Annotated in this window: 30 protein-coding genes and 1 tRNA gene; 24 read left to right on the top strand and 7 right to left on the bottom strand. The window is 63.7% G+C overall.

Annotated elements, in window-relative coordinates; translation table 11 throughout:
• The first annotated feature begins 61 nt into the window (after positions 1-61).
• On the top strand, positions 62-1,411 hold the full coding sequence (locus LPJ38_RS27250) for an Nramp family divalent metal transporter (protein ID WP_145630015.1): 1,350 nt from the start codon (positions 62-64) through the stop codon (positions 1,409-1,411).
• A 127-nt stretch (positions 1,412-1,538) separates the two neighbouring features.
• On the opposite strand, the gene LPJ38_RS27245 is transcribed toward LPJ38_RS27250, so the two are convergent.
• From LPJ38_RS27245 to hemB, 3 genes are all read right to left on the bottom strand, one after another.
• Positions 1,539-2,315, bottom strand: coding sequence for an arginyltransferase (locus LPJ38_RS27245; protein ID WP_145630016.1), 777 nt, complete (start codon positions 2,313-2,315; stop codon positions 1,539-1,541).
• Positions 2,316-2,442: 127 nt separating this feature from the next.
• Positions 2,443-2,985: an RDD family protein gene (locus tag LPJ38_RS27240; protein WP_145630017.1), complete on the bottom strand. Its 543-nt coding sequence runs from the start codon at positions 2,983-2,985 to the stop codon at positions 2,443-2,445.
• A 220-nt stretch (positions 2,986-3,205) separates the two neighbouring features.
• On the bottom strand, positions 3,206-4,267 hold the full coding sequence (hemB, locus tag LPJ38_RS27235; protein WP_145630018.1) for a porphobilinogen synthase: 1,062 nt from the start codon (positions 4,265-4,267) through the stop codon (positions 3,206-3,208).
• A gap of 136 nt (positions 4,268-4,403) precedes the next feature.
• On the opposite strand from hemB, the gene LPJ38_RS27230 reads away from it, so the two are divergent.
• The 12 genes from LPJ38_RS27230 to LPJ38_RS27175 all read left to right on the top strand — a co-directional run bounded on the left by LPJ38_RS27230 (position 4,404) and on the right by LPJ38_RS27175 (position 15,051).
• Positions 4,404-4,901, top strand: a complete 498-nt coding sequence (locus tag LPJ38_RS27230; protein ID WP_145630019.1) for a DUF6163 family protein — start codon at positions 4,404-4,406, stop codon at positions 4,899-4,901.
• A 510-nt stretch (positions 4,902-5,411) separates the two neighbouring features.
• Positions 5,412-5,930, top strand: a complete 519-nt coding sequence (ldtR, locus tag LPJ38_RS27225) for a transcriptional regulator LdtR (RefSeq protein ID WP_008548187.1) — start codon at positions 5,412-5,414, stop codon at positions 5,928-5,930.
• A 200-nt stretch (positions 5,931-6,130) separates the two neighbouring features.
• Positions 6,131-6,367 (top strand): hypothetical protein, encoded by a 237-nt coding sequence (locus LPJ38_RS27220; protein WP_145630169.1) that lies wholly within the window; start codon positions 6,131-6,133, stop codon positions 6,365-6,367.
• Between the two features lie 37 nt (positions 6,368-6,404).
• Positions 6,405-6,626, top strand: coding sequence for a hypothetical protein (locus tag LPJ38_RS27215; protein WP_008548182.1), 222 nt, complete (start codon positions 6,405-6,407; stop codon positions 6,624-6,626).
• A gap of 266 nt (positions 6,627-6,892) precedes the next feature.
• Positions 6,893-8,191 carry a serine hydroxymethyltransferase gene (glyA, locus tag LPJ38_RS27210; RefSeq protein WP_145630020.1) on the top strand — a complete coding sequence of 433 codons (1,299 nt, stop codon included), beginning with the start codon at positions 6,893-6,895 and terminating at the stop codon, positions 8,189-8,191.
• 29 nt (positions 8,192-8,220) lie between these two features.
• Positions 8,221-8,703: a transcriptional regulator NrdR gene (gene nrdR, locus LPJ38_RS27205; RefSeq protein ID WP_011087793.1), complete on the top strand. Its 483-nt coding sequence runs from the start codon at positions 8,221-8,223 to the stop codon at positions 8,701-8,703.
• Positions 8,700-9,848 (top strand): bifunctional diaminohydroxyphosphoribosylaminopyrimidine deaminase/5-amino-6-(5-phosphoribosylamino)uracil reductase RibD, encoded by a 1,149-nt coding sequence (ribD, locus tag LPJ38_RS27200; RefSeq protein ID WP_145630021.1) that lies wholly within the window; start codon positions 8,700-8,702, stop codon positions 9,846-9,848. Before nrdR ends, ribD begins: the two co-directional genes overlap by 4 nt.
• Positions 9,848-10,456, top strand: a complete 609-nt coding sequence (locus LPJ38_RS27195; protein WP_145630022.1) for a riboflavin synthase — start codon at positions 9,848-9,850, stop codon at positions 10,454-10,456. The genes ribD and LPJ38_RS27195 overlap by 1 nt, the downstream gene beginning before the upstream one ends.
• 111 nt (positions 10,457-10,567) lie before the next feature.
• Entirely contained in the window at positions 10,568-11,059 is a 492-nt protein-coding gene (gene ribH, locus LPJ38_RS27190) for a 6,7-dimethyl-8-ribityllumazine synthase (protein WP_145630023.1), read from the top strand.
• Between the two features lie 3 nt (positions 11,060-11,062).
• Positions 11,063-11,560, top strand: coding sequence for a transcription antitermination factor NusB (nusB, locus tag LPJ38_RS27185; protein WP_008548172.1), 498 nt, complete (start codon positions 11,063-11,065; stop codon positions 11,558-11,560).
• Positions 11,561-11,697: 137 nt separating this feature from the next.
• Positions 11,698-12,696 (top strand): thiamine-phosphate kinase, encoded by a 999-nt coding sequence (gene thiL / locus LPJ38_RS27180; protein WP_145630024.1) that lies wholly within the window; start codon positions 11,698-11,700, stop codon positions 12,694-12,696.
• A gap of 234 nt (positions 12,697-12,930) precedes the next feature.
• Complete coding sequence (locus LPJ38_RS27175) at positions 12,931-15,051, top strand: sodium-translocating pyrophosphatase (RefSeq protein WP_145630025.1); 2,121 nt, start codon at positions 12,931-12,933, stop codon at positions 15,049-15,051.
• Between the two features lie 198 nt (positions 15,052-15,249).
• Here the strand turns inward: LPJ38_RS27175 and LPJ38_RS27170 are convergent, their stop codons facing one another.
• A complete protein-coding gene (locus LPJ38_RS27170) occupies positions 15,250-16,221 on the bottom strand; it encodes a Bug family tripartite tricarboxylate transporter substrate binding protein (RefSeq protein WP_145630170.1) in 972 nt (323 codons plus the stop codon).
• Between the two features lie 256 nt (positions 16,222-16,477).
• Entirely contained in the window at positions 16,478-16,963 is a 486-nt protein-coding gene (locus LPJ38_RS27165; RefSeq protein ID WP_167520310.1) for an outer membrane protein assembly factor BamE, read from the bottom strand.
• A gap of 98 nt (positions 16,964-17,061) precedes the next feature.
• Here LPJ38_RS27165 and LPJ38_RS27160 point away from each other — a divergent pair, with 98 nt between their 5' ends.
• From LPJ38_RS27160 to LPJ38_RS27115, 10 genes are all read left to right on the top strand, one after another.
• Complete coding sequence (locus tag LPJ38_RS27160) at positions 17,062-17,610, top strand: ubiquinol-cytochrome C chaperone family protein (protein WP_145630027.1); 549 nt, start codon at positions 17,062-17,064, stop codon at positions 17,608-17,610.
• Positions 17,607-18,176 (top strand): YceD family protein, encoded by a 570-nt coding sequence (locus LPJ38_RS27155; protein WP_145630028.1) that lies wholly within the window; start codon positions 17,607-17,609, stop codon positions 18,174-18,176. The genes LPJ38_RS27160 and LPJ38_RS27155 overlap by 4 nt, the downstream gene beginning before the upstream one ends.
• A gap of 296 nt (positions 18,177-18,472) precedes the next feature.
• Complete coding sequence (plsX, locus tag LPJ38_RS27150; RefSeq protein ID WP_060736248.1) at positions 18,473-19,534, top strand: phosphate acyltransferase PlsX; 1,062 nt, start codon at positions 18,473-18,475, stop codon at positions 19,532-19,534.
• Positions 19,531-20,511, top strand: a complete 981-nt coding sequence (locus LPJ38_RS27145) for a beta-ketoacyl-ACP synthase III (protein ID WP_145630029.1) — start codon at positions 19,531-19,533, stop codon at positions 20,509-20,511. Before plsX ends, LPJ38_RS27145 begins: the two co-directional genes overlap by 4 nt.
• Before the next feature lie 132 nt (positions 20,512-20,643).
• Positions 20,644-20,985 carry an integration host factor subunit alpha gene (locus LPJ38_RS27140; protein WP_027548240.1) on the top strand — a complete coding sequence of 114 codons (342 nt, stop codon included), beginning with the start codon at positions 20,644-20,646 and terminating at the stop codon, positions 20,983-20,985.
• 24 nt (positions 20,986-21,009) lie between these two features.
• On the top strand, positions 21,010-21,588 hold the full coding sequence (locus LPJ38_RS27135; protein WP_145630030.1) for a MerR family transcriptional regulator: 579 nt from the start codon (positions 21,010-21,012) through the stop codon (positions 21,586-21,588).
• 113 nt (positions 21,589-21,701) lie between these two features.
• Positions 21,702-21,779: transfer RNA gene (locus LPJ38_RS27130), tRNA-Pro, on the top strand.
• Positions 21,780-21,985: 206 nt separating this feature from the next.
• Positions 21,986-22,843 (top strand): TIR domain-containing protein, encoded by an 858-nt coding sequence (locus LPJ38_RS27125; protein WP_158644737.1) that lies wholly within the window; start codon positions 21,986-21,988, stop codon positions 22,841-22,843.
• Between the two features lie 162 nt (positions 22,844-23,005).
• On the top strand, positions 23,006-23,332 hold the full coding sequence (locus LPJ38_RS27120) for a PadR family transcriptional regulator (RefSeq protein ID WP_145630032.1): 327 nt from the start codon (positions 23,006-23,008) through the stop codon (positions 23,330-23,332).
• Positions 23,329-23,820 (top strand): permease prefix domain 2-containing transporter, encoded by a 492-nt coding sequence (locus tag LPJ38_RS27115; protein ID WP_145630033.1) that lies wholly within the window; start codon positions 23,329-23,331, stop codon positions 23,818-23,820. Before LPJ38_RS27120 ends, LPJ38_RS27115 begins: the two co-directional genes overlap by 4 nt.
• On the opposite strand, the gene LPJ38_RS27110 is transcribed toward LPJ38_RS27115, so the two are convergent.
• Together LPJ38_RS27110 and LPJ38_RS38020 are read right to left on the bottom strand one after the other, a co-directional pair.
• Entirely contained in the window at positions 23,817-24,392 is a 576-nt protein-coding gene (locus LPJ38_RS27110; protein WP_208750494.1) for a hypothetical protein, read from the bottom strand. The genes LPJ38_RS27115 and LPJ38_RS27110 overlap by 4 nt on opposite strands.
• Before the next feature lie 100 nt (positions 24,393-24,492).
• A complete protein-coding gene (locus tag LPJ38_RS38020; RefSeq protein WP_283811457.1) occupies positions 24,493-24,627 on the bottom strand; it encodes a hypothetical protein in 135 nt (44 codons plus the stop codon).
• Positions 24,628-24,763: 136 nt separating this feature from the next.
• Between LPJ38_RS38020 and LPJ38_RS27105 the strand changes: the two genes are divergently transcribed.
• Positions 24,764-25,720: a S1/P1 nuclease gene (locus LPJ38_RS27105; protein ID WP_231088416.1), complete on the top strand. Its 957-nt coding sequence runs from the start codon at positions 24,764-24,766 to the stop codon at positions 25,718-25,720.
• Positions 25,721-25,890 lie beyond the last annotated feature (170 nt).

The following is a 25,890-nucleotide window of genomic DNA, read 5'->3' as shown; positions in this document are numbered from 1 at the left end:
AAGCCGCCAGATGCAGTTGCAAATGAGTTGCAATAAGGGTGAAGTTGGATATTCTGCCAGCATGGATGCCCGATCACCCCACATGAGCCCCGACGCCGGCTGGCGCGCTGACGCGCCCACCACCAAGAGCCTCGCCGAGGTCAATTCCACAGTCGCAATCCCGGCCGCCGGCCATTGGTCGCGACGGCTGCTGGCCTTCGTCGGTCCCGGCTATCTCGTCTCGGTCGGCTACATGGACCCCGGCAATTGGGCGACCGATCTCGCCGGTGGGTCGAAGTTCGGCTACACGCTGCTTGCGGTCATCCTGCTCTCGAACCTGATGGCGATCCTGCTGCAGTCGTTGGCGGCGCGGCTCGGTATCGTCACCGACCGCGACCTCGCGCAGGCCTGCCGCGCGACCTATTCGCCGCCGGTGAACTTCCTGCTCTGGCTCGCCTGCGAGGCGGCGATCATCGCTTGCGATCTCGCCGAGGTGATCGGCACCGCGATCGCGCTGAAGCTGCTGTTCGGCATTCCCCTGATCGGCGGCGCATTGCTCGCCGCGCTCGATGCGTTCCTGCTTCTGATCCTGATGAACCGTGGCTTCCGCTTCCTGGAGGCCTTCGTCATCGCACTGCTCGTGGTGATCGCGGTCTGCTTCGCGGTGCAGATCGTGGCTGCGGCCCCGCCGGTGGCGGAAGTGTTGCACGGCTTCGTGCCGAAGAGCGAGATCTTCACCAACCCTGAGATGCTGTACATCGCGATCGGCATCATCGGCGCGACCGTGATGCCGCACAATCTCTATCTCCACTCCTCGATCGTGCAGACGCGCGCCTATGAGCGTAACGATGCCGGCCGGCGCGAGGCGATCAAGTGGGCGACGACGGACTCGACCATCGCGCTGATGCTGGCGCTGTTCATCAACGCCGCGATCCTCGTCGTGGCGGCAGCCACCTTCCACAAGAGCGGCCATTCCGACGTGGCCGGGATCGAGCAGGCGTTCGAGCTACTGTCGCCGCTACTCGGCCTCGGTATCGCCTCGACCTTGTTCGCAGTGGCGCTGCTCGCTTCCGGCCTCAACTCGACGGTAACAGCGACGCTCGCCGGCCAGATCGTGATGGAAGGTTTTCTCGACCTGCGCCTGCCGAGCTGGGCGCGCCGCCTGCTCACGCGCGGCATCGCCATCATTCCCGTGATCATCGTCACCGCGATCTATGGCGAGCGTGGCACCGCGGACCTCCTGGTCTTCAGTCAGGTCGTGCTGTCGATGCAGCTGCCCTTTGCCGTCATCCCGCTGGTTCGCTTCGTCTCCGACCGCCGAAAGATGGGCAAGTTCGCAATCCCGGTGTCGGTCGCCGCGGTCGCGTGGATCGTCGCAGGCGTCATCGTGATTTTGAACGTGAAGCTGCTGGCTGATACGCTGTTCGGGTGAGTGTCGCCGCGATGTTGCTGTCATCGCCCGGTTCAACCGGGCGATCCAGTATTCCAGAGCCCGCTGTGATAGAGTCGAGACGCCGCGGCGTACTGGATGCCCCGCCTTCGCGGAGCAGGACAGGGAGCTAATCCTGCGGCTCGGAGGCCATATCACCTTCTGCATCGATGCGCAGCCAGCCTGAGGGTGCGAGGCGCTGCTGCGGCAGGAAGCGGGCCTTGTAGTCCATCTTCTTGGAGCCCTCGATCCAGTAGCCGAGATAGACGTAAGGCAGGCCCTGCCGCCGCGCGCGGGCGATGTGATCGAGGATCATGAAGGTGCCCATCGAGCGGCTGACCTGGCTCGGCTCGAAGAACGAATAGACCATCGACAGGCCGTCGCTGAGCACGTCGGTGAGCGCGACTGCGATCAGCTCCTCGCCGCGGCCGGTGATGCCGCTATCGGGGCCGCGCTTGCGGTACTCGATGATGCGGGTCTCGACGTGGCTGTCCTCGACCATCATGGCGTAGTCGAGCACGGTCATGTCGGCCATGCCGCCATGGCGATGGCGGGCGTCGAGATAGGCGCGGAACACCGAGTATTGCTCGGACGTCGGCACCGCGCTGCGCTGCTCGCCAATAATGTCGGCGTTGCGCGCCATCACCTTGCGGAAGTTGCGGGACGGCCGGAACTCGTTGGCGACCACCCGGACTGAGACGCAGGCGCGGCATTGGTCGCAGGCGGGCCGATAGGCGATCGATTGGCTGCGGCGGAACCCGCCATGGGTGAGGAGATCGTTGAGATCACCGGCGCGCTCCCCCACGAGGTGAGTGAACACCTTGCGCTCATGCCGGCCCGGTAGATAGGGGCAGGGGGACGGCGCCGTAAGGTAAAACTGTGGGGTGTCGCGCGAGTGTTGGGTCAAGGGACGTCGTGGGCCTCCGAAATGTGGTTCAGCATCGCGCTCCAGAAGCCCACGGTCAATTGTCCTCCTCGGCAGATCAGATCAGTCAGCTTAGTAGGTCCGGGTTGATAGGTTGTTGCGGGCGCTCTCAATACGTCCTTGCGGCCTGGGACGCGGGCAGGCGAACCGAATTGTTGATGATGAGCGTTCCCAGCACGAAGTCGTGCAGCAGGCGACGGCGGCCGTTGAACAGCCCAACCAGCACCACGAAGGGCGTCAGGAACGAAATCGTCACCCAGAACAGCACCGCATGGGTGGCGCCGAGCACGAAATAGCCGGGCGCGCCGTACCAAGTGCGCAGCTCCAAGTCCATCAGACGCATGCCCACCGTCGCGGAAGAAGGGCCACCGATGCAGGCGCCGTAATAGACGATGGCCCAGACCACGGAGGCCGGCCAGGCGATCCCGAACAGGAGAAAGCCGAAGCCGAGCGTGACCACGCCGAACACGAAAATGAAGACATAGCCGAGGATCACCGGCACCGAGATGATGACGAGATCGATCAGGAAGGCGAATGCCCGCCGCGTCGCAACGCCGCGGAACAGTTCCGGATGCAGGTCGGGGTCATAGGCGTGTGGCTGCACCGCGCCGTCATTGCGCCAGGTGCCTGAACTGCCCGAGTCATACGACATGGTCCACCTCCAGAGGAAAACCCTCGAGGCAGGACATGGGAACAGGCTCTTCCCCTGCCAAGGGCGCAGCGGAATTAACAAGCCGAAATATTCCGGCGATTCGGGGGCGGGAAGCGGCGACGCAGCGCAGTAGCGTGGGCGAAGCGTGCCCACCATCCGGTCGTGATAGCGATCAATCGCGGGCACGGCGCAAAAGCACCTTTGCCCACCCTACGGCACCTTACCCCTGGCTGCGCAGCTTCTCCGCGGCCTTCGGCGCGAAATAGCTGAGCACGCCGTCCGCGCCGGCGCGCTTGAAGGCGAGCAGGCTTTCCATCATGGCGCGCTCGCCGTCGAGCCAGCCGTTATTGGCGGCGGCGGCGATCATCGCGTATTCGCCGGAGACCTGGTAGGCGAAGGTCGGCATGGCAAAGGTGTCCTTCACGCGGCGGACCACGTCGAGATACGGCATGCCCGGCTTCACCATCACCATGTCGGCACCCTCGGCGATGTCGAGCTCGACCTCGCGCAGGGCTTCGTCGGTGTTGGCGCTATCCATCTGATAGGTGCGCTTGTCGCCCGTGAGCGTCTTGGCCGAGCCGATGGCGTCGCGGAACGGGCCGTAGAAGGCGGAGGCGTATTTGGCGGCATAGGCCATGATCTGGACGTCGAGCAGGCCGGCGCGGTCCAGGCCTTCGCGGATCGCGGCGACGCGGCCGTCCATCATGTCGGAGGGCGCGATGATGTCGCATCCGGCCTCGGCCTGCACCAGCGCCTGACGCACCAGCACGGCGACCGTCTCGTCATTGAGGATCTTGCCGTCCGAGATCAGGCCATCATGGCCGTGGCTGGTGAAGGGATCGAGCGCGACATCGCAGAGAATACCGATCTCCGGAAATTCCTTCTTGATCGCACGCACCGCCTGGCAGACCAGATTGTTCGGGTTGGTGGCTTCCGAGCCTTCCTCGTCGCGCAAGGACGGGTCGGTGTAGGGAAACAGCGCGAGGCAGGGGATGGTGAGCTTCATGGCGCGCTCGGCTTCGCGCACGGCCTGGTCGACGCTGAGACGGTCGATGCCCGGCATCGAGGCGACCTGCTCGCGCTTGTTGGTGCCGTCGATCAGGAACAGCGGCCAGATCAGATCATCGGTGGTGAGCACGTTCTCGCGCACCATCCGCCGGGCCCATTCGGCCTTGCGATTGCGGCGCGGACGGACGGTCAGATCGAGGGCGTGGGGCACCGCCGTGCCTTCCCGGCGCGCGACCTCGCGCAGTTCGATCGGACGTCCGTATTTGATCGCCATCACTCTTCCTCCGGCTGGAATTACTCTTATACCAGCTCGCATGGTTCCCGTCACCGCGGCTTGACCTGCCGCAAGGCAGAATTGAGCTGATCGGGCAGTCGATTGATTTTGCGGGGCGAAACAGCCAGAAGAGGCCATGTCCGAAATTTCCACCCGCGATGCGGCCCGCGACGGCGCCAGGGACAATGCCAGAGACAGCGCCAGGGACGGCGCGATGTCGGTGGCGGCGATCTCGTCGGAGCGCTCCGAGTCCGACGACAACGTCTGGACGCGGCGGCTCGTGCTGTTCCTGCGGGTGATGGCGCTGCTGTCGATCCTGAAGGGTCTCTATCACTGGGCGCAGGTGACGGGCTTCGTCGGTGGCGAAGATGAGGCGTTCGAAAACCAGTCGATGGCCTGGCAGGCCGCGACAGTCTACTTCGCCGTGATCGAGCTCGTTGCGGCCGTGGGCCTGTGGCTCGCAACGCCCTGGGGCGCGGTCGTGTGGCTGACCACCGTGGTGTCGATGGCGGTGATCGAGCTGATGTTCCCCGGCATCTATGGCGGCAGCCTGATCGTGGTCGGTGTCGAAGCCTTCATGCTCGCCGCCTATCTCGCGCTCGCCTGGATGGCTGCGCGAGAGCGGCCGCCGTAGCAGCATTTTTCGACGCGCGATGTTCTCGTGCCCCGGACGCAATGCAGCGCGCCGCGCTTGCGGCGTGATGCGTTGCAGAGCCGGGGCCCATCTCTCCACCATCTCGTTTGTGGCTTCTGGGTCCTGATCTTCGCTTCGCTCGTCCGGCACACGAGAGCGGAGTTGTGAGCGCTTGGTTGACCGTTGGTTGCCTAAAATTTGCGGTAAGTTTTCGTTGACCAGCCGGTTCCGCCACAGCCGTTACGCGCTCGTTTCGAAACGGGGCGGGGCTGTTCTGGAATGCGACACGGGGGCGGACGGAGGGTGAACAGGACCTTGCGAAGGTCAACAGAGGGTTGCGAAAAGCCCTTGTGAGACAGGCTTAATCCGCAATTCACTGTCTTAAATTCATGATCTCTTTATTCTCTTATTTAAGCCGATCTTCAAACGAGCCCCTTAAGTTGCACCTATCAGACGGGACACAAGTTTCGTCGAATAAGTGTCGATAAAAACGACAACAGGGGAAGTGTCATGATGAAAGCCGTCGCAACTGCGGCAGATACCGCAGAGCGCGTCTCCGGCCAGCAGGGTTCGGTGCAGTCGCTCTATCTGGAAGCTTTGACTCTGGTGGAGCGGCTGCATCGCCGGCTCCTCGACGTGATCAAGGACGAATTCGATCGCCGCGGCCGTGCGGACATCAACTCGGTCCAGGCGCTCTTGCTCTACAACATCGGCGACAAGGAGCTGACCGCGGGCGAGCTGCGCACGCGCGGTTACTATCTCGGCTCCAACGTCTCCTACAATCTGAAGAAGCTCGTCGAGCTCGGCTTCCTCGATCATCAGCGCTCGCGTGTTGATCGCCGCTCGGTGCGCATCCGCCTGACCCCGCAGGGCCAGGAAGTCCGTCGCATCGTCGATGCGCTCTACCAGAAGCACGTGAAGACGGTGGAGCAGGTCGGCGGCATCTCCGGCGAGGAGTTCGCGACCCTCAACAAGTCGCTGCACCGCCTCGAGCGGTTCTGGACCGACCAGATCCTGTATCGGCTCTGAGTTCTTTCGAAGGGATCAAGCCAAGCCGGCCCGAAACAAGACCGGCAGGCGACCCTGACGTGCCCGACTTCCCCAAGCGCACTGGCCCGGATCCGTCCGGACCGGTGCGTTTTATTTTGTGCAACTGCGAAAAAATCCTCTCCTGGCAAGGAACCAGTTCCGGCCTGGGCGCTTATCTCCTTCGGATCGGAGGAATGTCGATGCTGGTCGAGCGCGGACTTCGGGCAATGAACGTGGAACTCGTGAGTGAGGCCTACGCCATTGCCGCGAACTACCTTCGCCGCTCAGGCGCGATCCCCGATACGCTCGTCACCGACGAGCGCCTGCTCGGAATCATCATCAAGCTGCTCCAGCAGGGCGAATTCAACAAGATCAGGCTTGCCAACATGGCGATTGCCCGGTTCGAGACGCAGTCCGAGGCCCGCGCGGTTGCCTGATCGAGAGTCCCAGATTTCACGAGAACCAGAGGGTGCCATGGAAGCCGCCATCGACCGCATTATGCAGACCTATGACCTGCTCGCCAACCGCACTGCGGCGGCCAGCGAGGAGGCACGGGCCAAGGTCACGACCTATCTCAATACGTTGATGGAGGCCGGCGAGAAGGACACCCACAGGTTGACTGTCTGCGGCCTGACCTATCTGCGCCAGCTCGACGGCAGCGTGGACCCGGTGAAGGCGGGGTATACGGGGCTCTAGCCTGGGCCGGCGGGAGCCGGCGACCCCGGGGTGCAACGAGGGCCTGAAACGACCTTGGTTCAGGTGTTCGCAGCGGAGCGGTTCCATAAAACCGCTCCAGGGCGGAAACCTCCAATCCCCACCATATCTTGCATAAATCTCAAGCCCGACCCGCAAACCCTTGGCCTGTTGCGGGCGATGTGGTAGATCGCGCTCGCCGCTTCCGATCGCCACACCAGACCGTCCGTAGCCCGCCAAAAGGCTGCGGCGGTGGAGATATTCGCAAGATGACCTCAGCCAAGACCGCCTCCGCGCCCGATACGTTTTTCACCGCCTCGCTCGAGCAGGCCGATCCGGAAATCGCCGCCGCCATCAAGGGCGAGCTGGGCCGGCAGCGCCATGAGGTCGAGCTGATCGCCTCCGAGAACATCGTCAGCCGGGCCGTGCTGGAAGCGCAGGGTTCGGTCATGACCAACAAGTATGCGGAAGGCTATCCGGGCGCGCGCTACTATGGCGGTTGTGAGTGGGTCGACGTCGCCGAGAACCTCGCGATCGATCGCGCCAAGAAGCTGTTCGGCGCCAAATTCGCCAATGTGCAGCCGAACTCCGGCAGCCAGATGAACCAGGCGGTGTTCCTGGCGCTCCTCCAGCCCGGCGACACCTTCATGGGCCTCGACCTCGCAGCCGGCGGTCATCTCACCCATGGCTCGCCCGTCAACATGAGCGGCAAGTGGTTCAAGGCCGTGCACTACACCGTGCGCCGCGAGGACCAGATCATCGACATGGACGCGGTCGCCAAGCAGGCCGAAGAGGTCAAGCCGAAGCTGATCGTCGCGGGCGGTTCGGCCTATTCGCGGGCCTGGGACTTCAAGCGCTTCCGCGAGATCGCCGACAGCGTCGGCGCCTACCTCTTGGTCGACATGGCGCATTTCGCCGGCCTCGTCGCCGGCGGCGTGCATGCCTCGCCCGTGCCCTATGCCCACGTCACCACGACGACGACGCACAAATCGCTGCGCGGTCCGCGCGGCGGCCTGATCCTCACCAACGACGAGGTGCTCGCCAAGAAGCTCAACTCGGCGATCTTCCCGGGCCTGCAGGGCGGCCCGCTGATGCATGTGATCGCGGCGAAGGCGGTGGCCTTCGGCGAGGCGCTGCGTCCGGACTTCAAGGTCTATGCCAAGAACGTCGTCGAGAACGCCAAGGCGCTGGCCGAGGCGATGAAGGGCCACGGCTTCGACATTGTCTCCGGCGGCACCGATAACCATCTGATGCTGGTCGACCTCAGGCCGAAGGGCCTGAAGGGCAACGTCTCGGAGAAGGCGCTGGTCCGCGCCGCCATCACCTGCAACAAGAACGGGATTCCGTTCGACCCCGAAAAGCCTTTCGTCACCTCGGGCCTGCGTCTCGGCACCCCGGCTGCGACAACGCGCGGCTTCGGTGTCGCGGAATTCCAGCAGGTCGCCGGCATGATCGCCGAAGTCCTCAACGCGATCGCGCAGTCCGACGACGGCAAGGCGCCGCTGGTCGAAGCCGCGATCAAGGAAAGGGTCAAGGCGCTCACCGACCGGTTCCCGATCTATCAGTAAGGCCGAAGCAAACTGGTCAAGGCAAGCGGATGCGGTGCCCGAACTGCAATAGTCTCGATACGCAGGTGAAGGACTCGCGTCCGACCGAGGACTCGTCCGTCATACGCAGGCGGCGCGTGTGCGTCGCCTGCAATTTCCGCTTCACCACCTTCGAGCGCGTGCAGCTGCGCGAGCTCACGGTGATCAAGCGCAACGGCCGCCGCGTGCCGTTCGACCGCGACAAGCTGATGCGCTCGGTGCAGATTTCCTTGCGCAAGCGGCAGGTCGAGCCGGAGCGGGTGGAGAAGATGGTCTCCACCATCGTGCGCGAGCTCGAGACCGGGGGCGAGGCCGAGATCTCGTCCGAGGTGATCGGCGAGACTGTGATGGAGCATCTGCGCACGCTCGACGACGTCGCCTATGTGCGCTTCGCCTCGGTCTATCGCAATTTCCGCGAGGCCAAGGATTTCGCCGATGTGCTCGGCGAGCTCTCCGGCGAGGAGGAAGCGCGGCTCGCCGCGATCCGCAAATGATCTTCCGCATCCTGGAAGATCAATTCGCGCAGAAGGCCCGCGAGGCCAAGGACGCCGATCTCCGTTTCATGCAGCTGGCGCTGGCGCTCGGCCGGCGCGGGCAGGGGCGTACCTGGCCGAATCCGGCCGTCGGCGCGGTCATCGTCAAGGACGGGGTCATCGTCGGCCGCGGCTGGACCCAGCCGGGCGGGCGGCCGCATGGCGAGCCCGAGGCCTTGCGGCGGGCCGGCGAGGCGGCGCGGGGCGCGACACTCTATGTCACGCTGGAGCCGTGCTCGCATTTCGGCAAGTCGCCGCCTTGCACCGATGCCGTGATCGCGGCCGGCATCAAGCGCGTGGTTGCCGCGATCGAAGATCCCAATCCTGAAGTCGCAGGCCAGGGCCATGCGCGGCTGCGCGCCGCCGGCATCACGGTGGATGTGGGCCTGTGCGCGGCAGAGGCCGCGTTCGACCATGCCGGCCATTTCCGCCGCATCAGGGATCGCCGCCCGCATGTGATCCTCAAGCTTGCCGTCTCGCCCGACGGCAAGATCGGCGCGGCCGGCGGCAAGCCGGTCGCCATCACGGGCGAAGCCGTGCGCGATCGTGTGCATCTCCTGCGCGCGCAGAGCGACGCCATCCTGGTCGGCATCGGCACCGTGCTGGCGGACGATCCACTTCTCACCTGCCGCCTGCCGGGCATGGCGGCGCGCTCGCCGGTGCGGGTGGTGCTCGACCAGAGCCTGCGCATTCCCGGGGCGAGCAAGCTCGTCCGCACCGCGCGCGAGACACCTCTCTGGGTGGTGAGCTCCGACCTCGCGGAAGCTGCGGCCGCAACGCGGCTCGGGGCGGCCGGTGCGCAAATGTTGCGCGTGCCTCCGGGCGGAGCAGCAGGGCTCGATCTTCCGGCGGTGCTGCATGCGCTGGCCGAGAAAGGCATCACGCGGCTGATGGTCGAGGGCGGCAGCCGTGTTGCCGCATCCTTCGTCGCGGCCGATCTCGTCGACGAGATCTGGCTGTTCCGCGGGGCGGAAGAGGTAGGCGCTGATGGCGTCGATGCGCTCGATGCATTGCCCCTGTCGAAAATCACGCAGTCGCAGGCCTACAAGGTTCATGCTAGCGAGACATTCGGCAACGATACTCTCACCGTCTACGAGCGCGCGTAATGTTCACCGGCATTGTCACGGATATCGGCGAGATCGTCGGCTTCACACCGACGGCGCAGGGGCAGCTGCACCGACTGCGCATCGCCTGCAGCTACGACCAGACCACCATCGCCGACGGCGCCTCGATCGCCAGCAACGGCGTGTGCCTGACCGTGGTTGCCTCCGGCGTCGCCGGCGGCAAAACCTGGTACGACGTCGATGCGGCGGCAGAGACGCTGGCGCTGACGACAGCCAAGCACTGGAAGCTGGGCACCAAGCTCAATCTCGAGCGGGCGCTGAAGATCGGCGACGAGCTCGGCGGCCATATCGTCGCCGGCCATGCCGACGGCGTCGCGACGCTTGTCAGCCGCGAGGACCTGCCCGATATGGCGCGGTTCGAGTTGTCGACGACGCGCGAACTGGCGCGCTTCATCGCCACCAAGGGCTCAATCACGCTCGATGGCGTCTCGCTGACGGTCAATACCGTGAAGGACACGACCTTTTCGGTTTTGATCATCCCGCACACGCTGTCGGTCACGACGATCGGCGGCTGGAAGGCAGAGGACGAGGTCAATATCGAGGTCGACCTGATGGCCCGCTATGCGGCGCGGCTGACGGAAATGAAGTGACGGTGATTAAAGATCGTCATGCGCGGGCTTGACCCGCGTATCCATCCTCTTAAGAGGGGCTTGCCCGATGGATTGCCGGGTCAAGCCCGGCAATGACAGAATAGGTTGACCATGGCAGACGCGCGGCGCGCACCCCTGAAGGACCAGACCGACATTTCCGGCGCCCGCGCGCTGATCGTCGAAGCACGGTTCTATGACGACCTCCAGGACGCGCTTCTGGACGGCGCGGTGGCCGAGTTGAAGGCCGCCGGCCTGACCCATGACGTCATCACGGTTCCCGGCGCGCTGGAGATTCCGGCGGCGGTCGCCATCGCGATCGATGCGGCCGCGGCGAACGGCAGGCCCTATGACGCCGTCATCGCGCTCGGCTGCGTCATCCGCGGCGACACCATCCATTTCGAGATCGTCTCGCAGGAATCCTCGCGCGCGCTGATGGACCTTGCGGTCGCGCGCAAGCTGCCGCTCGGCAACGGCATCCTCACCGTCAACAATGAGGATCAGGCCTGGGCGCGGGCGCGCGCCAGCGAGCTCAACAAGGGCGGCGATGCCGCGCGCGCCGCGCTTGCGATGCTGCGCATCAAACGCCGTCTGGCGCAGGCCTGAACCATGGCCGACAACACCAAGAAGCCGGCAGGCCCTGCCGAGAAGAAGGCGAACCGGCGCGGTGCGGCACGGCTCGCCGCCGTGCAGGCGCTCTACCAGATGGACATCGCGGGTGCCGGCATCAACGACATCTTCGCGGAGTTCGAGAGCCATTGGCTCGGCAACGAGGTCGAGGGCGACACCTATCTGCCGGCGGAAGCGGCATTCTTTCGCGACGTCGTCTCGGGCGTCGTGCGTGACCAGAAGAAGCTCGATCCCTTGATCGACGAGGCGCTGTCGAAGGGCTGGCCGTTGAAGCGGATCGAGGCGATCCTGCGCGCGGTGCTGCGGGCAGGGGCCTACGAGCTTCAGCATCGCAAGGACGTGCCCGGCCGCGTCGTGGTCTCCGAATATGTCGACGTCGCCAACGCCTTCGTCGACCGCGAGGAGACCGGCATGGTCAACGCCGTGCTCGACCAGATCGGCCGCCAGTTTCGCGGCGACGAGTTCGGACGGGGGTAGTCACACATTCCGCTGTCATCACCCGCGAAGGCGGGTGATCCAGTACGCCGTGGCAGCGGTAATCGATATCAGGCGTGTCGGCGTACTGGATCGCCCGGTCAAGCCGGGCGATGACGCGGAGTGTAGGGCTGACATCGATGACCACACCGCAAGACCCCTCCGCCGAAGACTCCCTCATCGCCCGCTATTTCAAGCCGCTGGCGACCGATCCCGGCGCGTTCGGGTTGGTCGACGATGCGGCCATCCTGCGGTCCTCCGGCGAGGATATCGTCATCACCACCGATGCCGTCGTCGAGGGCGTGCATTATCTTGCGAGCGATCCCCCTGACACGATCGCGCGCAAGGCGCTGCGGGTGAACCTGTCCGATCTCGCCGCCAAGGGCGCGGTGCCGGCCGGCTTCGTGCTGACGCTGGCGCTGCGCAGCCAGGACGACGGCTGGCTCCGGCCGTTTGCGGATGCGCTGGGCGAAGACTCGAAAACCTTCGGATGCGCGCTGCTGGGCGGCGACACGGTGTCGACCCCGGGACCGCAGATGATCTCCATCACCGCCTTTGGCCGCGTGCCGCGGGGGCGGATGGTCGGCCGCACCGGCGCACGGCCGGGCGACCGCATCCTGGTGACGGGCACGATCGGGGATGCCGCGCTCGGCCTCGACGTGCTCACCGGCGGTGGAGCGGCCGCGGCGCTTGCGTCCGATCCCGCTGCACGGGATTTTCTGATCTCACGCTACCACGTGCCGCAGCCGCGCAGCGTTCTGGCGCAGGCTGTGGGCGATCATGCGACCGCCGGGATGGACGTCTCCGACGGGCTCGCGGGCGATCTCACCAAGCTTTGCGCAGCCTCCGGCGTCTCGGCCACGGTCGCGGTGGCGAGCGTGCCGCTGTCGGCTGCGGCGGCAGGCCTGATCGCCCGCAAGGTCGTCGGCGTCGAGACGCTGCTCGCCGGCGGCGACGACTACGAGGTGCTCTGCACCGTTGCGCCGGCGCAAAGCGATGCACTGATCGCCGCCGGGCGGGCGGCGGGCCTTGCTGTGACGGCCATCGGCACGATCATCGAAGGTGGGGCGCCGCCGCGCTTCCTGGACGGGCAGGGCCAGGAACTGATCTTGAAGCGGCTCTCCTATAGCCACTTCTAGGAATTGCTCCAAACCGGCAGCCTGGTTCTCGGGACTAGCCTAAATACCTGCCGGGATCGGCTGTTTCGGCCTCATCCGGCGTTGCACCCTCAATTTGATTTTGGCAAGCTTGCGACCGACTAGGGCCGCTCCCTTCGGGCTAGGGGGCGGCCTTGTTCAAAATCAAGGCGCCGCACCGCACGACGGACCACAAAAGGCGCCGGGGGTACATCAAGGATCTGAGGCAATAATCAAATGACAGCATTATGGTTGATAGTGCTCTGCGGAGTGCTTTCCGTCGTCTACGCGATCTGGGCGACGTCTTCGGTGTTGGGCGCGGACGCGGGGTCGCCGCGCATGCAGGAGATCGCAGGGGCGGTGCGCGAAGGCGCACAGGCCTATCTGCGGCGCCAGTACACTACGATCGGTCTCGTCGGCATCGTCATCTTCGTGCTGCTTGCCTATTTCCTCGGACTTTATGTCGCGATCGGTTTCGCCATCGGCGCCATCCTGTCGGGGGCGGCCGGCTTCATCGGCATGAACGTCTCGGTCCGTGCCAACGTGCGCACCGCCCAGGCCGCGACGACCTCGCTCGCCGGTGGCCTCGAACTCGCCTTCAAGGCGGGCGCCATCACCGGTCTTCTGGTGGCGGGACTCGCGCTGCTCGGTGTGACGCTCTATTTCGCCTTCCTCGTCCACTCGCTGAAGCTCGCGCCCGACAGCCGTGTCGTGATTGACGCCCTGGTGGCGCTCGGCTTCGGCGCCTCGCTGATCTCGATCTTCGCCCGTCTCGGCGGCGGCATCTTCACCAAGGGTGCGGACGTCGGCGGCGACCTCGTCGGCAAGGTCGAGGCCGGCATCCCCGAGGACGATCCGCGCAATCCCGCGACCATCGCCGACAACGTCGGTGACAACGTCGGCGACTGCGCCGGCATGGCCGCCGACCTGTTCGAGACCTATGCGGTGACCGCGGTCGCCACCATGGTGCTCGCGGCGATCTTCTTCGCCAAGACGCCGATCCTCGCCAGCATGATGACGTTGCCGCTCGCCATCGGCGGCATCTGCATCATCACCTCGATCATCGGCACCTTCTTCGTCAAGCTCGGGCCGAGCCAGTCGATCATGGGCGCGCTCTACAAGGGCCTGATCGCCACCGGCGTACTGTCGCTGGTCGGCATCGCGCTGGTGATCCACTACCTGATCGGCTTCGGCAAGCTGGACGGCGTCAACTACACCGGCCTGGCGCTGTTCGAGTGCGGCGTGGTTGGTCTCGTCGTCACCGCGCTGATCATCTGGATCACCGAATACTACACCGGCACCGACTACCGCCCGGTGAAGTCGATCGCCCAGTCCTCGGTCACCGGCCATGGCACCAACGTGATCCAGGGCCTCGCCATCTCGATGGAAGCGACCGCGCTGCCTGCGATCGTCATCATCGCCGGCATCCTGGTCACCTACAGCCTTGCCGGACTGTTCGGCATCGCGATCGCGACCGCCACCATGCTGGCGCTGGCCGGCATGATCGTCGCGCTCGACGCCTTCGGCCCCGTCACCGACAATGCTGGCGGCATTGCCGAGATGGCGGGGCTGCCGAAGGAGGTGCGCAAGTCGACCGACGCGCTCGACGCGGTCGGAAACACCACCAAGGCGGTCACCAAAGGCTATGCGATCGGCTCAGCGGGTTTAGGTGCTCTCGTGCTGTTCGCGGCCTACAACGAGGACCTCAAGTTCTTCGTGGCCCGCTCCGCGCAGCATCCCTACTTCGCCGGCGTCAATCCAGACTTCTCGCTCAACAACCCCTATGTGGTGGTGGGCCTGTTGTTCGGCGGTCTGCTGCCGTATCTGTTCGGCGCGATGGGCATGACCGCAGTCGGCCGTGCGGCCGGCGCGATCGTCGAGGAGGTTCGGCGCCAGTTCCGCGAGAAGCCGGGCATCATGCAGGGCACCGACAAGCCCGATTACGGCAAGGCGGTCGACCTGCTGACGAGGGCGGCGATCAAGGAGATGATCATCCCCTCGCTGCTTCCGGTGCTGTCGCCGATCGTGGTCTATTTCGTGATCTACGCGATCGCGGGCGGTGGCGCGGTCGGCAAGTCGGCGGCGTTCTCGGCCGTCGGCGCGATGCTGCTCGGCGTGATCGTGACGGGCCTGTTCGTCGCGATCTCCATGACCTCGGGCGGCGGCGCCTGGGACAATGCCAAGAAGTATATCGAGGACGGCCATTTCGGCGGCAAGGGCAGTGATGCCCACAAGGCGGCGGTGACCGGCGACACCGTCGGCGATCCCTACAAGGACACGGCCGGCCCCGCCGTGAACCCGATGATCAAGATCACCAACATCGTGGCCCTGCTGCTGCTGGCGATCCTGGCGCACTGAGCGGGTGAAAGGTCTGAAGATTAAAACCCCGCGGCGTGAGCCGCGGGGTTTTTGTTCGAGGCTTGGCTCCATCCACTTTCCCCGGACGCTGCGCAGCACGAAGTGATGCGCTGCAGATCCGGGGTCCACGTTCGGGCGGCTGGGTCCCGGCTCAGCGGAGCAGCGTTACAAGCTGCACCGCGTCCGGGACAACGAGACCTACTGCACGTCCATCTGCAGCCCTTCCTTCTGGATGATGCCGGCGAACTTCTTCGTCTCGGCGTCCACGAAGGCGGCGAATTGCTGCGGCGTGCCGTAATCGGCGCGGGCACCCATGGCGGCGATCTGCTTCTTGACGTCCTCGCGCTCCAGCATCGCCTTCACCTGAAGATTGAGCGCGTTCAGCACCTCGGGCGAGACCCCCTTCGGCAGGAACACGGAGAACCAGGACGACACGTCGAAGTTCGCCAGCTCCGGTGCGCTCTCGCGCATGGTCGGCAGGTCTTTCGCGAGATCGCTCCGCTCGGGCGTGGTGACGCAAAGCCCGGTGAGTGTGCCGCTCTGGACCTGCGGCAGGCTCGGATAGAGATTGTCGAACAGGATCTGGATGTCGCCGGCAAGCGCAGCCTGGAGCGCGGGGCCGGCGCCGCGGAACGGGATGTGGGTCATCTTCAGCCCGGTGAGCTGGAGAAACCAGGCGCCGGTGAGGTGAGGGCTCTGGCCGACGCCGGAGGAGGCATAGCTGAGCTTGTCCGGATTGGACTTCAGGTAGGCGATCAATTCGGGAATCGACTTGATGCCGGTCTTCGGATGCGCCGACACGATGTTCGGAATCCGGATCATGTTGGAGACCGGCTGCAGCTGGTCCGGCTTGTAGGAGAGGTTCTTGAAGATGCTGTAGGCGATCGCGTTCGGCCCGGGATTGCCGACCAGGATGGTCTGGCCGTCAGGCTTGGCGCGGACGGCCTCGGCCGTTCCGATCGTGCCGCCGCCGCCCGAGCGGTTTTCCACGACGGCCGACTGACCCCAGGCGGTCTGTAGATGCGCGGCCAAGAGGCGGCCCATGACGTCGGTCGAGCCGCCGGCTGCGGCCGGTACGATAAGACGAACGGTCTCGGTCGGCTTCCAGTCGGCGAGGCTCGAACGTGGCAGGATCGCTGCGGCCGAGAGGCCGGCAATTCCAGTGAGCATGCGACGGCGAGACAACGAAATGTTCTGAAGTTTCTTGGGCACGAATCCACTCCCTGCTTCTTGCTTGCAGGGACCGTAAGGGAACGCAGCACGCGACGGCAAGTCGCGCATGGCGGCAAGTGCTGCGCGGGCAGCGGCAGGACGCCGCAGGCTCGCGCCATTTACCTTCCGGTGGAATTACAACGACTCTAGAGCTGATCTTGACATGTTTTGTTCGGGCGAAGCGGCATCCGCTTCGCGCGAAAGCGCTAGCGACTCAGTTGAAGCTCAGCAGCTTGAACAGCGGCGCGAGGTAGCTCATCTCCTGGCCCGACGTCGCCGTGGTGCGGCTGATGAAGTCGAAGATCTTGCCGTCCTGCAGGCCGTAATTCGCCAGCCGGCGCACGCGCCGGTTCTTGTCGAAATAGATCGCGATGACGCGCTGATCGACCACCTTCTGGTTCATGAAGGCGACCGGGCGCTCCGAGCGCTGCGAGATGTAGTAGAATACCTCGCCGTCAAGAGTTGCGACGGTGGAGGGCGTGCCCATCACGATCAGCACCTGATCCTGGCTCGCGCCGATCGGAATCTGCTCCAGCGCGCCGGGCGGCAGGATGTAGCCCTTCTGGAATTGCTCGCCGGTGCAGCCCGCGAGCGCAGCGCCCACCAGGGTCGCGGCCGCGAGCATGCGCAAGCCGCGCCAGCGTGCATGAAGGCCGCGCCGCTTCTCAGCGCGCAGGCTGGTCTGGTTCGTTATGGTCATTGCGGAACTGATTCCGTCCCCTTGCGTCGCGCGAGGCGCTGAAGTACCGGGCGGAGGCTCTGAATGCAACTCGCGCGCGCCCGCTTGCGGAAACCACAATGCTTTGGCCGTTCAATCACTTCAGGAAACCCCGGCTAGCCCCGGGCACCATCGAGGCCATCTATGGCATGATCGTGACGCAGGCGCGAGAACCCATATTTTACCGGGACTTGGGGGTGCCGGATACGGTTAACGGGCGTTTCGACCTGTTGCTGCTGCACCTCTGGCTGCTGCTACGCCGCCTGCGCACGGTTCAGGGCGCCCCCGAGCTGTCCCAGGCGCTGTTCGACCGCTTCTGCGAGGACATGGACGACAATCTGCGCGAGATGGGGGTGGGCGACCAGACCGTGCCGAAGCGGATGCGGGCCTTTGGCGAAGCCTTCTATGGCCGCGCCCAGGCGTACGACCAGGCCATCGACGGGGGCGGCGAGGCCCTGGCGGCAGCGATCTGCAAGAATATCTTGAACGGGACCGGCATGGATCAGGCGCAGAGGCTTGCGGCCTACGCCCGAGCCACGGAAGCCGATCTCGGCCGGGCCGACGAGGCCGCGCTAATTCGCGCGTCCTTCAAGTTTCCCCCGGCACTTGCACAGGATGTCACGCCATGAGCCGACCGACGACCGGATCAGAGCCCGATCCCTGGCGGGCGCCAATCATCGTGGCGCAGGTCCCCGAGACCGGCCTGCATCGCGAGCTCGAGGCCTCAGCGGCCGAGCGGCAGGCCATGGCCGAGCTCGCGGGGCTGCGCGAGATCCTGTCCGTCCATGCCAGCTTCGATGTCGTGCCAAAGAGCGGCGGTCGGGTCCAGGTCACGGGATTGGTTCGCGGACGTGTCGGCCAGACCTGCGTCGTCACGCTCGATCCGATCGAGAGCGAGATCGAGGAGGAGGTGGACCTGATGTTCGCCCCCGAAGCCGAGGCGCGCCGGCTCGCCGACCTGATCGAGGAAGGGCAGGACGACGAAGAGCCGCCGGAGGTCGCCGATCCTCCGGAGGCGATCGTCAATGGCATCGTCGACCTCGGCCGCCTCGCCACCGATGCGCTGTTCCTGGCGATTGATCCCTATCCTCGCAAGGAGGGGGCCGTGTTCGAGGCGGAGGTCGCCGCCCCTGATCCGGAGGACCATCCGTTCGCAGCGCTGAAGGCGCTTCAAGAACGGAAAAAGGGCAAATAGCCGGGCATATCCGGCCGGGTCGCTTGGGGCGGGACATGAGCCGTCTGCCGTGATGGTTTGAAGGACGGCTATAGCCGCTTGATTGAAATGTGTTTTCCGCCAATTAATCGGTCCGTTCCCGGATCGCTCGGAATGCAAAAGGCTGGGGGCAAGAGGTTGTTTCGGGGGTACAAAACGCTATTGTCGCGCCCCGGCCCGGGTGCGGCGTGGCGCTTGGCCGCTCGCCATATCCGTGGCGAGCCCATTGTGCGGCCCCGCTGATCAAGACCGCATCAGACCAGGTTTCCAGGACTTTCATGCCAAGCAAGGTTCGCATCGCGCTGGACGCCATGGGGGGCGACGTCGGTCCCGCCGTGGTCATCCCCGGCGCGGCCATCTCGCTTGGCCGGCATCGCGACAGCGAGTTCCTGCTGGTCGGCGACCGCGCCAGGATCGAGCCCGAGCTCGACAAGCACCCGAAGCTGAAAGCGGTTTCCCGGATCATCCATACCGACGTCGCCGTCAGCATGGAGGACAAGCCGAGCCAGGCTCTGCGGCGCGGCCGCAAAACCTCCTCGATGTGGCTTGCGATCGATGCGGTGAAGAAAGGCGAGGCGGATGTCGCGATCTCGGCCGGCAATACCGGCGCCCTGATGGCGATGGCCCGCTTCCATTTGCGCACGCTGCCGGGCATCGACCGCCCGGCCATCTCCGCGATCTGGCCGACCCGGCGCGGCGAATCCGTGGTGCTCGACCTCGGCGCCACGCTCGGGGGCGATGCCCACCACCTGGTCTCGATGGCAGTCATGGGCGCGGCCAAGGCGAGCGTGCTGTTCAACAAGACGCGGCCCACGGTCGGGCTCCTCAATATCGGGGCCGAGGAGATCAAGGGCCATGAGGAGATCCGCGAGGCCAGCGAGATCCTGCGTGCGCGGAACCTGCCGGAGCTCGACTATATCGGCTTCGTCGAGGGCGACGGAATCGGCAAGGGGCTGGCCGACGTCATCGTCACCGAGGGCTTCAGCGGCAACATCGCGCTGAAGGCTGCCGAAGGAACCGCACGGCAGATGGCGGAATTACTTCGGAACGAGATGCAGCGGAGCTGGCTGTCCAAGCTCGGCTATCTCTTCGCCCGCAGCGCCTTCCAGGCCCTGCGCGACAAGATGGACCCCAACAAGTCCAACGGCGGCGTGCTGCTGGGACTGAATGGGGTTGTGGTCAAGAGCCACGGCGGAACCAACGCCGAAGGCTTTGCCTATGCGATCGATGTTGGCTATGAGATGGCTCACTACGATCTCCTGAACAAGATCAATCAGATGCTCAACCGCGAGGGTGGTGCACTCAGTTCGGTGCAAGCCGCGCAGGAGGCTGTTTCGTGACGAAAATTCGTTCGGTCGTACTCGGCTGCGGCTCTTATCTGCCGGAGCAGGTGGTGACCAACGCCCAATTGGCGGCGCGGATCGACACCTCCGACGAGTGGATCGTGCAGCGTACCGGCATCCGCGAGCGGCATGTCGCGGCCGAAGGCGAGTTCACCTCGCACCTCGCGATCAAGGCGGCGCAGGCCGCGCTGACCGACGCCGGCGTGGATGCGCAATCGATCGAGCTGATCGTGCTGGCGACCTCGACGCCGGACAACACGTTCCCTGCAACGGCGGTCGCCGTGCAGCACGGGCTCGGCATCAACCATGGCGCGGCCTTCGACCTCCAGGCCGTGTGCTCGGGCTTCGTGTTCGCGCTCGCCACCGCCGACAATTTCCTGCGCACCGGCGCCTACAAGCGCGCGCTGGTGATCGGCGCGGAGACCTTCTCGCGCATCCTCGACTGGAACGACCGCGGCACGTGCGTGCTGTTCGGCGACGGCGCCGGCGCGGTGGTGCTCGAGGCGCAGGAGCAGCTGGGCAATGCGGCGACCGACCGCGGCATCGTCACCACTCACTTGCGCTCCGACGGCCGCCACAAGGCCAAGCTGTTCGTCGACGGCGGGCCGTCTTCGACCCAGACCGTCGGTCATCTGCGCATGGAAGGCCGCGAGGTCTTCAAGCATGCGGTCGGCATGATCACCGACGTGATCGTCGATGCCTTCCAGGCGACGGGGCTGAATGCCGACAGCATCGACTGGTTCGTGCCGCATCAAGCCAACAAGCGAATCATCGACGCCTCCGCCCACAAGCTCCACATCGCGCCCGAGAAGGTGGTGCTGACGGTGGACCGTCACGGCAACACGTCGGCCGCGTCCATTCCGTTGGCGCTCTCGGTCGCGCGCAAGGACGGGCGCATCAAGAAAGGCGACCTGGTGCTGCTGGAAGCCATGGGCGGCGGCTTCACCTGGGGCTCCGCGCTCGTGCGCTGGTAGCAACAGTCCATAAAATTTTGCCGGAATCGACACCGATTATCGATACGTCTGTATTGATGAGCGGTGTTGACCGCCGTATCGTAACCTCCTAATTTCAGACAACAATTGTTCGCCGTGATGTGGGGCAGGGCGATGACCGATCAAAGCAAAACCGTAACGCGTGTTGATCTCTGTGAAGCCGTCTACCAGAAGGTGGGCTTGTCGCGCACGGAATCGTCCGCCTTCGTGGAACTCGTGCTGAAGGAGATCACCGACTGCCTGGAGAAGGGCGAGACGGTGAAATTGTCCTCGTTCGGTTCCTTCATGGTGCGCAAGAAGGGCCAGCGCATCGGCCGCAACCCGAAGACCGGCACCGAGGTGCCGATCTCCCCGCGCCGCGTCATGGTATTCAAGCCGTCGGCGATCCTGAAGCAGCGCATCAATTCCCAGCACCGCACCAATGGCGATGCCAGCAAGGCTCAACCCGAGGCGTAACCGCCTTTCGGAAAGGACTGGCATTTGGACAAGGCGCCGGATGCGTTCCGAACCATCAGCGAAGTAGCGCAGGAGCTCGACATTCCGCAGCACGTGCTGCGGTTCTGGGAGACCCGCTTCGCCCAGATCAAGCCGATGAAGCGTAGCGGCGGCCGCCGCTACTATCGCCCCGACGACGTCGACCTGCTCAAGGGTATCCGCCGCCTCCTGTACGGCGAGGGCTACACCATCCGCGGCGTGCAGCGGATCCTGAAAGAGCACGGCGTCAAATCGGTGCAGGGCCTCGCCGACAGCGCGGCCGCGGTCTCCTTCGGCGCCATCGAGGACGCCATCGGCGCGAGCCTGATGGAGCCCGAGGACGAGGCGCCCATCAAGGGCGTCACCGACACCGACGATGACGACTATCAGGGTGACGAGGAGGAAGGCATCGACTTCCGCTTCGCCGAGATCGACGACGAGGAGATCCTCACCACCTTCCGCAAGGGCGGCGCCCCCGCCGCACCCGCCGGCCCCAGCGCACTTGACCGGGAGCGGCTGGGACGGGCACTCGCCGACCTCGTGGCCTGCCGGGAGATGCTGGAGCAGGCGCTGAAGGAAGGGTAGGGGCGGCTTTCCGCCGGCTGGGCGGACAGTTCCGGCCCGCTTTGGGCGGATACACCAAAATGCTGCGGCCTCGCCTTGCGCATCGCGGCGATCCTAGCTAATGGAACGGCGTTCGGAGCGTGGCGCAGCCCGGTTAGCGCACTAGTCTGGGAGACTAGGGGTCGGAGGTTCAAATCCTCTCGCTCCGACCAACACTTAGCCGGATTTCAGGGCATCCGGATTTTCCCAAAGGTAACGGCCGGGGTAACCACTCGTCATGAGAATTCATGTGGGGTAGTCGCGCGTAAATATTGCCGAATGCACGTGAACTGTCAGATACCGGTCAGGATCAACGTGCAGGTGTAGTATGGCTCGGAAAAGCTCGTCCAGTTCTGTCAGTCAGCCCAAAATTCTGAGTGTGGCCGAGCAGCGCTCCGCAATGCTTCGCCTTGAATCGCGAATCAGAGAACTCCAAGAGCTGCAGGTCGAGTCGTTGGAAAGAGGCGACGAGCAGGCTGTCACTGTTCTGGAGCAGAGGATCCGCTCGACACTGGCTAGCCTTTACGGCGAAAACAGCGAGCAGTACGCGCGACTAGGGGCAGCAACAAACCTGGATCTTACTTCGTACGCAATTAATTTCGGCGAAGGCGATACGACTACCATTTTTGAAATTCGCGAGGGGATCCAAAGAGGTCGTCAGCGCGCGATCGCGATCCTTCAAGGCGAAGTCGACGCCCTCAGAGAACACCTGGAATTTTCTTCCCATGACGTTTCCGAACCAGTGCCTACGCCTTCGGCTCAGACGATCGTCATTAGCGACGATGTCTTCATCGTCCATGGCCGAGACGAAGCAGCAAAGGAGACGGTAGCTCGGGTGATTCAGAGGGCGGGCTTGAAACCTGTCATCCTTCACGAGCAGCCAAATAACGGTAAAACGATCATCGAGAAGTTTGAAAAACACGGTACTGCGGCCGGGTTCGCCGTGGTCATAGCGACGCCAGACGATGTCGGGGGTCTTGCTGTATTACCGCCGGCGGAGCCGCAGCTCAGTCCAAGAGCACGACAGAACGTTATCGGGGAGATGTTTTGGTTCGCCGGCAAACTAGGACGCGACAGGGTCTGCGCGTTGGTAAAAGGCGACATTGAGATGCCCTCGGACTTTGCAGGTGTCGTGTACACCCCTATGGACCCGCACGGTGGGTGGAAGGGGAGGCTACTCCAAGAACTTAATGCGGCTGGTTACACCGATCTGGATTGGCAAGCCGCATTGTCCTGAAGCGCGACTCCCCTTCAAACTTCTTAGGCCCTGTCCGCCGCCTACAATATCTTCCAGGGTTTGGAAGATTGACGCGGGCTATTTCTTCTATATATTGGAAGATAGCCCGCGGGGATCGGGTAAGAGGAAACCAGCCACATCAGAAAGCATGAAGGCTCAATCATGGACACCACCCTCAAGCAGACGGAGCAAGTCGTAATGCTCGCAATCTTGCGTAAGCAGCCCGACGCGTATGGCGTCTCCATCTACGAGGAACTCGAAAAGCGTCTGAACAAAGCAGTTCCGATGGCGACGATCTACGCAACTCTCGAAACCCTCGAAAAGAAAGGGTTCGTCCAAAGCAAACAAGGTCAGGCAACTGCAGAACGCGGCGGCCGAGCGAAGATGTTCTTCGAAATCACCGGTAAGGGGCAAATGGCCCTCAATGCTTCACTCTCCGCGCTGGACCGGCTGCGCGCAGGGACCAAACTGGCAGGAGCCATGGCGTGACTGACAAGGACGGGGACGACGACAAAACTATCCATCTCCCAGATTTTCGCGGCAAATTCGACAATCTGGGATTGGTGACAGCCTACGAAATGAAAATCACTAAGGTGGCCCTCGACACGCTCTTTATTCAAAGAGAAATAGAGTCGGCTCGGGAGGAGTACGTAAAGCTCGGCGCCACTATACAAGCAGCCGAAGAAAAGCTGGAAAAAGCTTCAGAGCAAATTGCGGCTGAGCGTTCGTCGTCTCCGCCGAGGTTGGCAAGATTCGCGGTCGCACTCCTCGCACCTGAAAGCTCTGCTCAAGCACAGCTCGGTGACTACGAGGAGATGTTTGCGAAGAATGTAGCCCGTATCGGTGTCAGGAAAGCCAGACAAATTTATTGGCTACAGGTCTCGGCGTCACTTCGTCCTTTGGCTTGGGCTTGGATCAAGAGAATGGGTTTTGTGACACTCGTCGTCGACTACGTCCGTTCGAAATTTGGACTCTAGACTCGCAATTCGCTGCGCAGGATCTCGTGCGCCTGCGTCGCCATCCATAGCGTAATGGCGACCGACAGCACCAAGTTGTCATGAGCGCCGACGCGTGCCGCATATGTTGTGCGGCCGGCCTCAGAAATCTTTCGTTTGAAGTCCTTCAATTCTTCCTTGAGGGCCGCGGCATCGTTGGCGGCGGCAGCGATGCGCAGTTCACCGCTGTGTGAGTGCGCTTCGAGGTTCGAGATCAGTAAGCCCTTGGGCACGTGCCATGTCTTGGCGCCGTGCTGGGTCGCCTCAAGACCGGCGGTGATGGTGATCCTGTTCGGGTACAGGCCGGCGGCGTCGAACATGTCACCAACGGGTCGACCGACTCCGTTTTCGTCGATCACCAGCTTGGGCTTGAGCCCGTCGAGCGGCGGGCGGGCGAGCAGGTCAGTCACGCGCTGGATCTGCTGCGGGTAAGACATGCCCAGCGGTAGGCGCTCCAGGTGTCGCACGTCGAAGCGCGTGGTTCGCTTCTGACGGCGGGTTCGCGTCTTTTCGATTATCTCCCATCCCTCCATCGGCGTCACCCGATGGTTCATGACGCTGATTGCGGTCGGGTCGGTGCTCTGCCCGAGGTCGACGCCGACGAACCATGATCAACCGGGCGCGCATGGATGCTGCCAATCGGAGACTTGCGGGCTAAATCCATAGTGGTCGACCCTCATTGGTGAACATGGCGTCGATGATCGCGGTCGAGAACGCGGCGTCCTTGGTGTCGAGGAATTCCCATAGGTACTCCTCGCGGCCGAGATCGAAAGAGGAGCCGACCCGCAAACGAAATATGCGCAGTGCTTGAAGCAGATTGTCTCCCTGTCATCTTTGCTTGCTATCTACAATTGTGAGGCGCTTCATATAAATTAGCCCGGGCACGATCCTAGACTTCGGAGCAAGTCATTCCGTTGGAGTATTCATGACCCCGCGCTTCCCCTTTAGCATTCTTGCTTGCGTCGCCTTGACTCTGGGGAGCCTCATGGGTCCTGCCTCTGCCTGGTGGGACGCTGGCCACATGCAGATTGCCTACGTGGCTTATAAAAAGCTCGATGCGCCAATCAAAGACAAGGTCGACGTCCTGCTACGGCTGAATCCAGACTATCAAAAATGGACAGCCGGCATCGCAGACTCCAAGACCGCCAAGCTCCACGCCTTCATCCATGCGGCGACGTGGGCGGACGACATCAAGACCAAGGAATATAACTATACGCGTGACAAGGTCGATAGTCCGACAGCCGGCCAAAACATCGGTTATTCAGACAAGAACCAGCACGCTTTTTGGCACTACAAGGATTTGAATTGGACACCGGACGGAACGCCGCTCCCGCCTCCGGATGCCGTCGATCTCGTCACCCAACTTAACCTGATGATTGCAGCCCTTCCGGCAAGTTCAGGCGCGTCGGATGACGTCCGCTCGTATGATCTTGTCTGGATCCTGCATCTCGTTGGCGATGCGCATCAGCCGCTCCATGGCAGCGGCCGGTACACGCGACAGATTCCGGACGGCGACGCTGGGGGCAATGCCGAACAGGTAATTCGGGCAACCGGAGAGCTCGTTGCGCTCCATGCCTATTGGGACAGTGTCTTCGGAGGTTACGTGTCGCCGGCCGGAGCCGTGTTTGACGCAGACGCAAGAGATGGACTTGCAAGCCTAGCCGTGAACGAGGTTGCGGCTAAGGTCGCGGATCCGCAAAAATGGATCGATGAGAGCGCTGAACTGGCCAAGCAATACGCGTATGCGGCACCGGTTAGCCTTGGAAGGAACCCGGTTCTCCTGACGCGCGACTATGAGACCAACGCCCGAAATATCGCTCATAGCCAAGCTGCTTTGGCGGCAGCAAGGCTAGCTAACCTGATCAACAACGCATTGAGGTAGGCGGCCGAGATTACCGAGCACTAGCGCCCAGCATGCAAGGCTGCATGTGGGACACCCATCAGCACAAACATTCCGGCAAATTGATGAAAACTTGTGACTGCTCACCCAGAAATCAGCAGGAAAGAAGGCAATCCGTATCCTCGCCCATCGCTACAGGTAGGTCTTGGTGC

It is taken from the genome of Bradyrhizobium daqingense (assembly GCF_021044685.1).
Lineage (GTDB): Bacteria > Pseudomonadota > Alphaproteobacteria > Rhizobiales > Xanthobacteraceae > Bradyrhizobium > Bradyrhizobium daqingense.
Note: the sequence above shows the minus strand (reverse complement) of the source record. Positions and strands in the feature narration are given on the sequence as shown.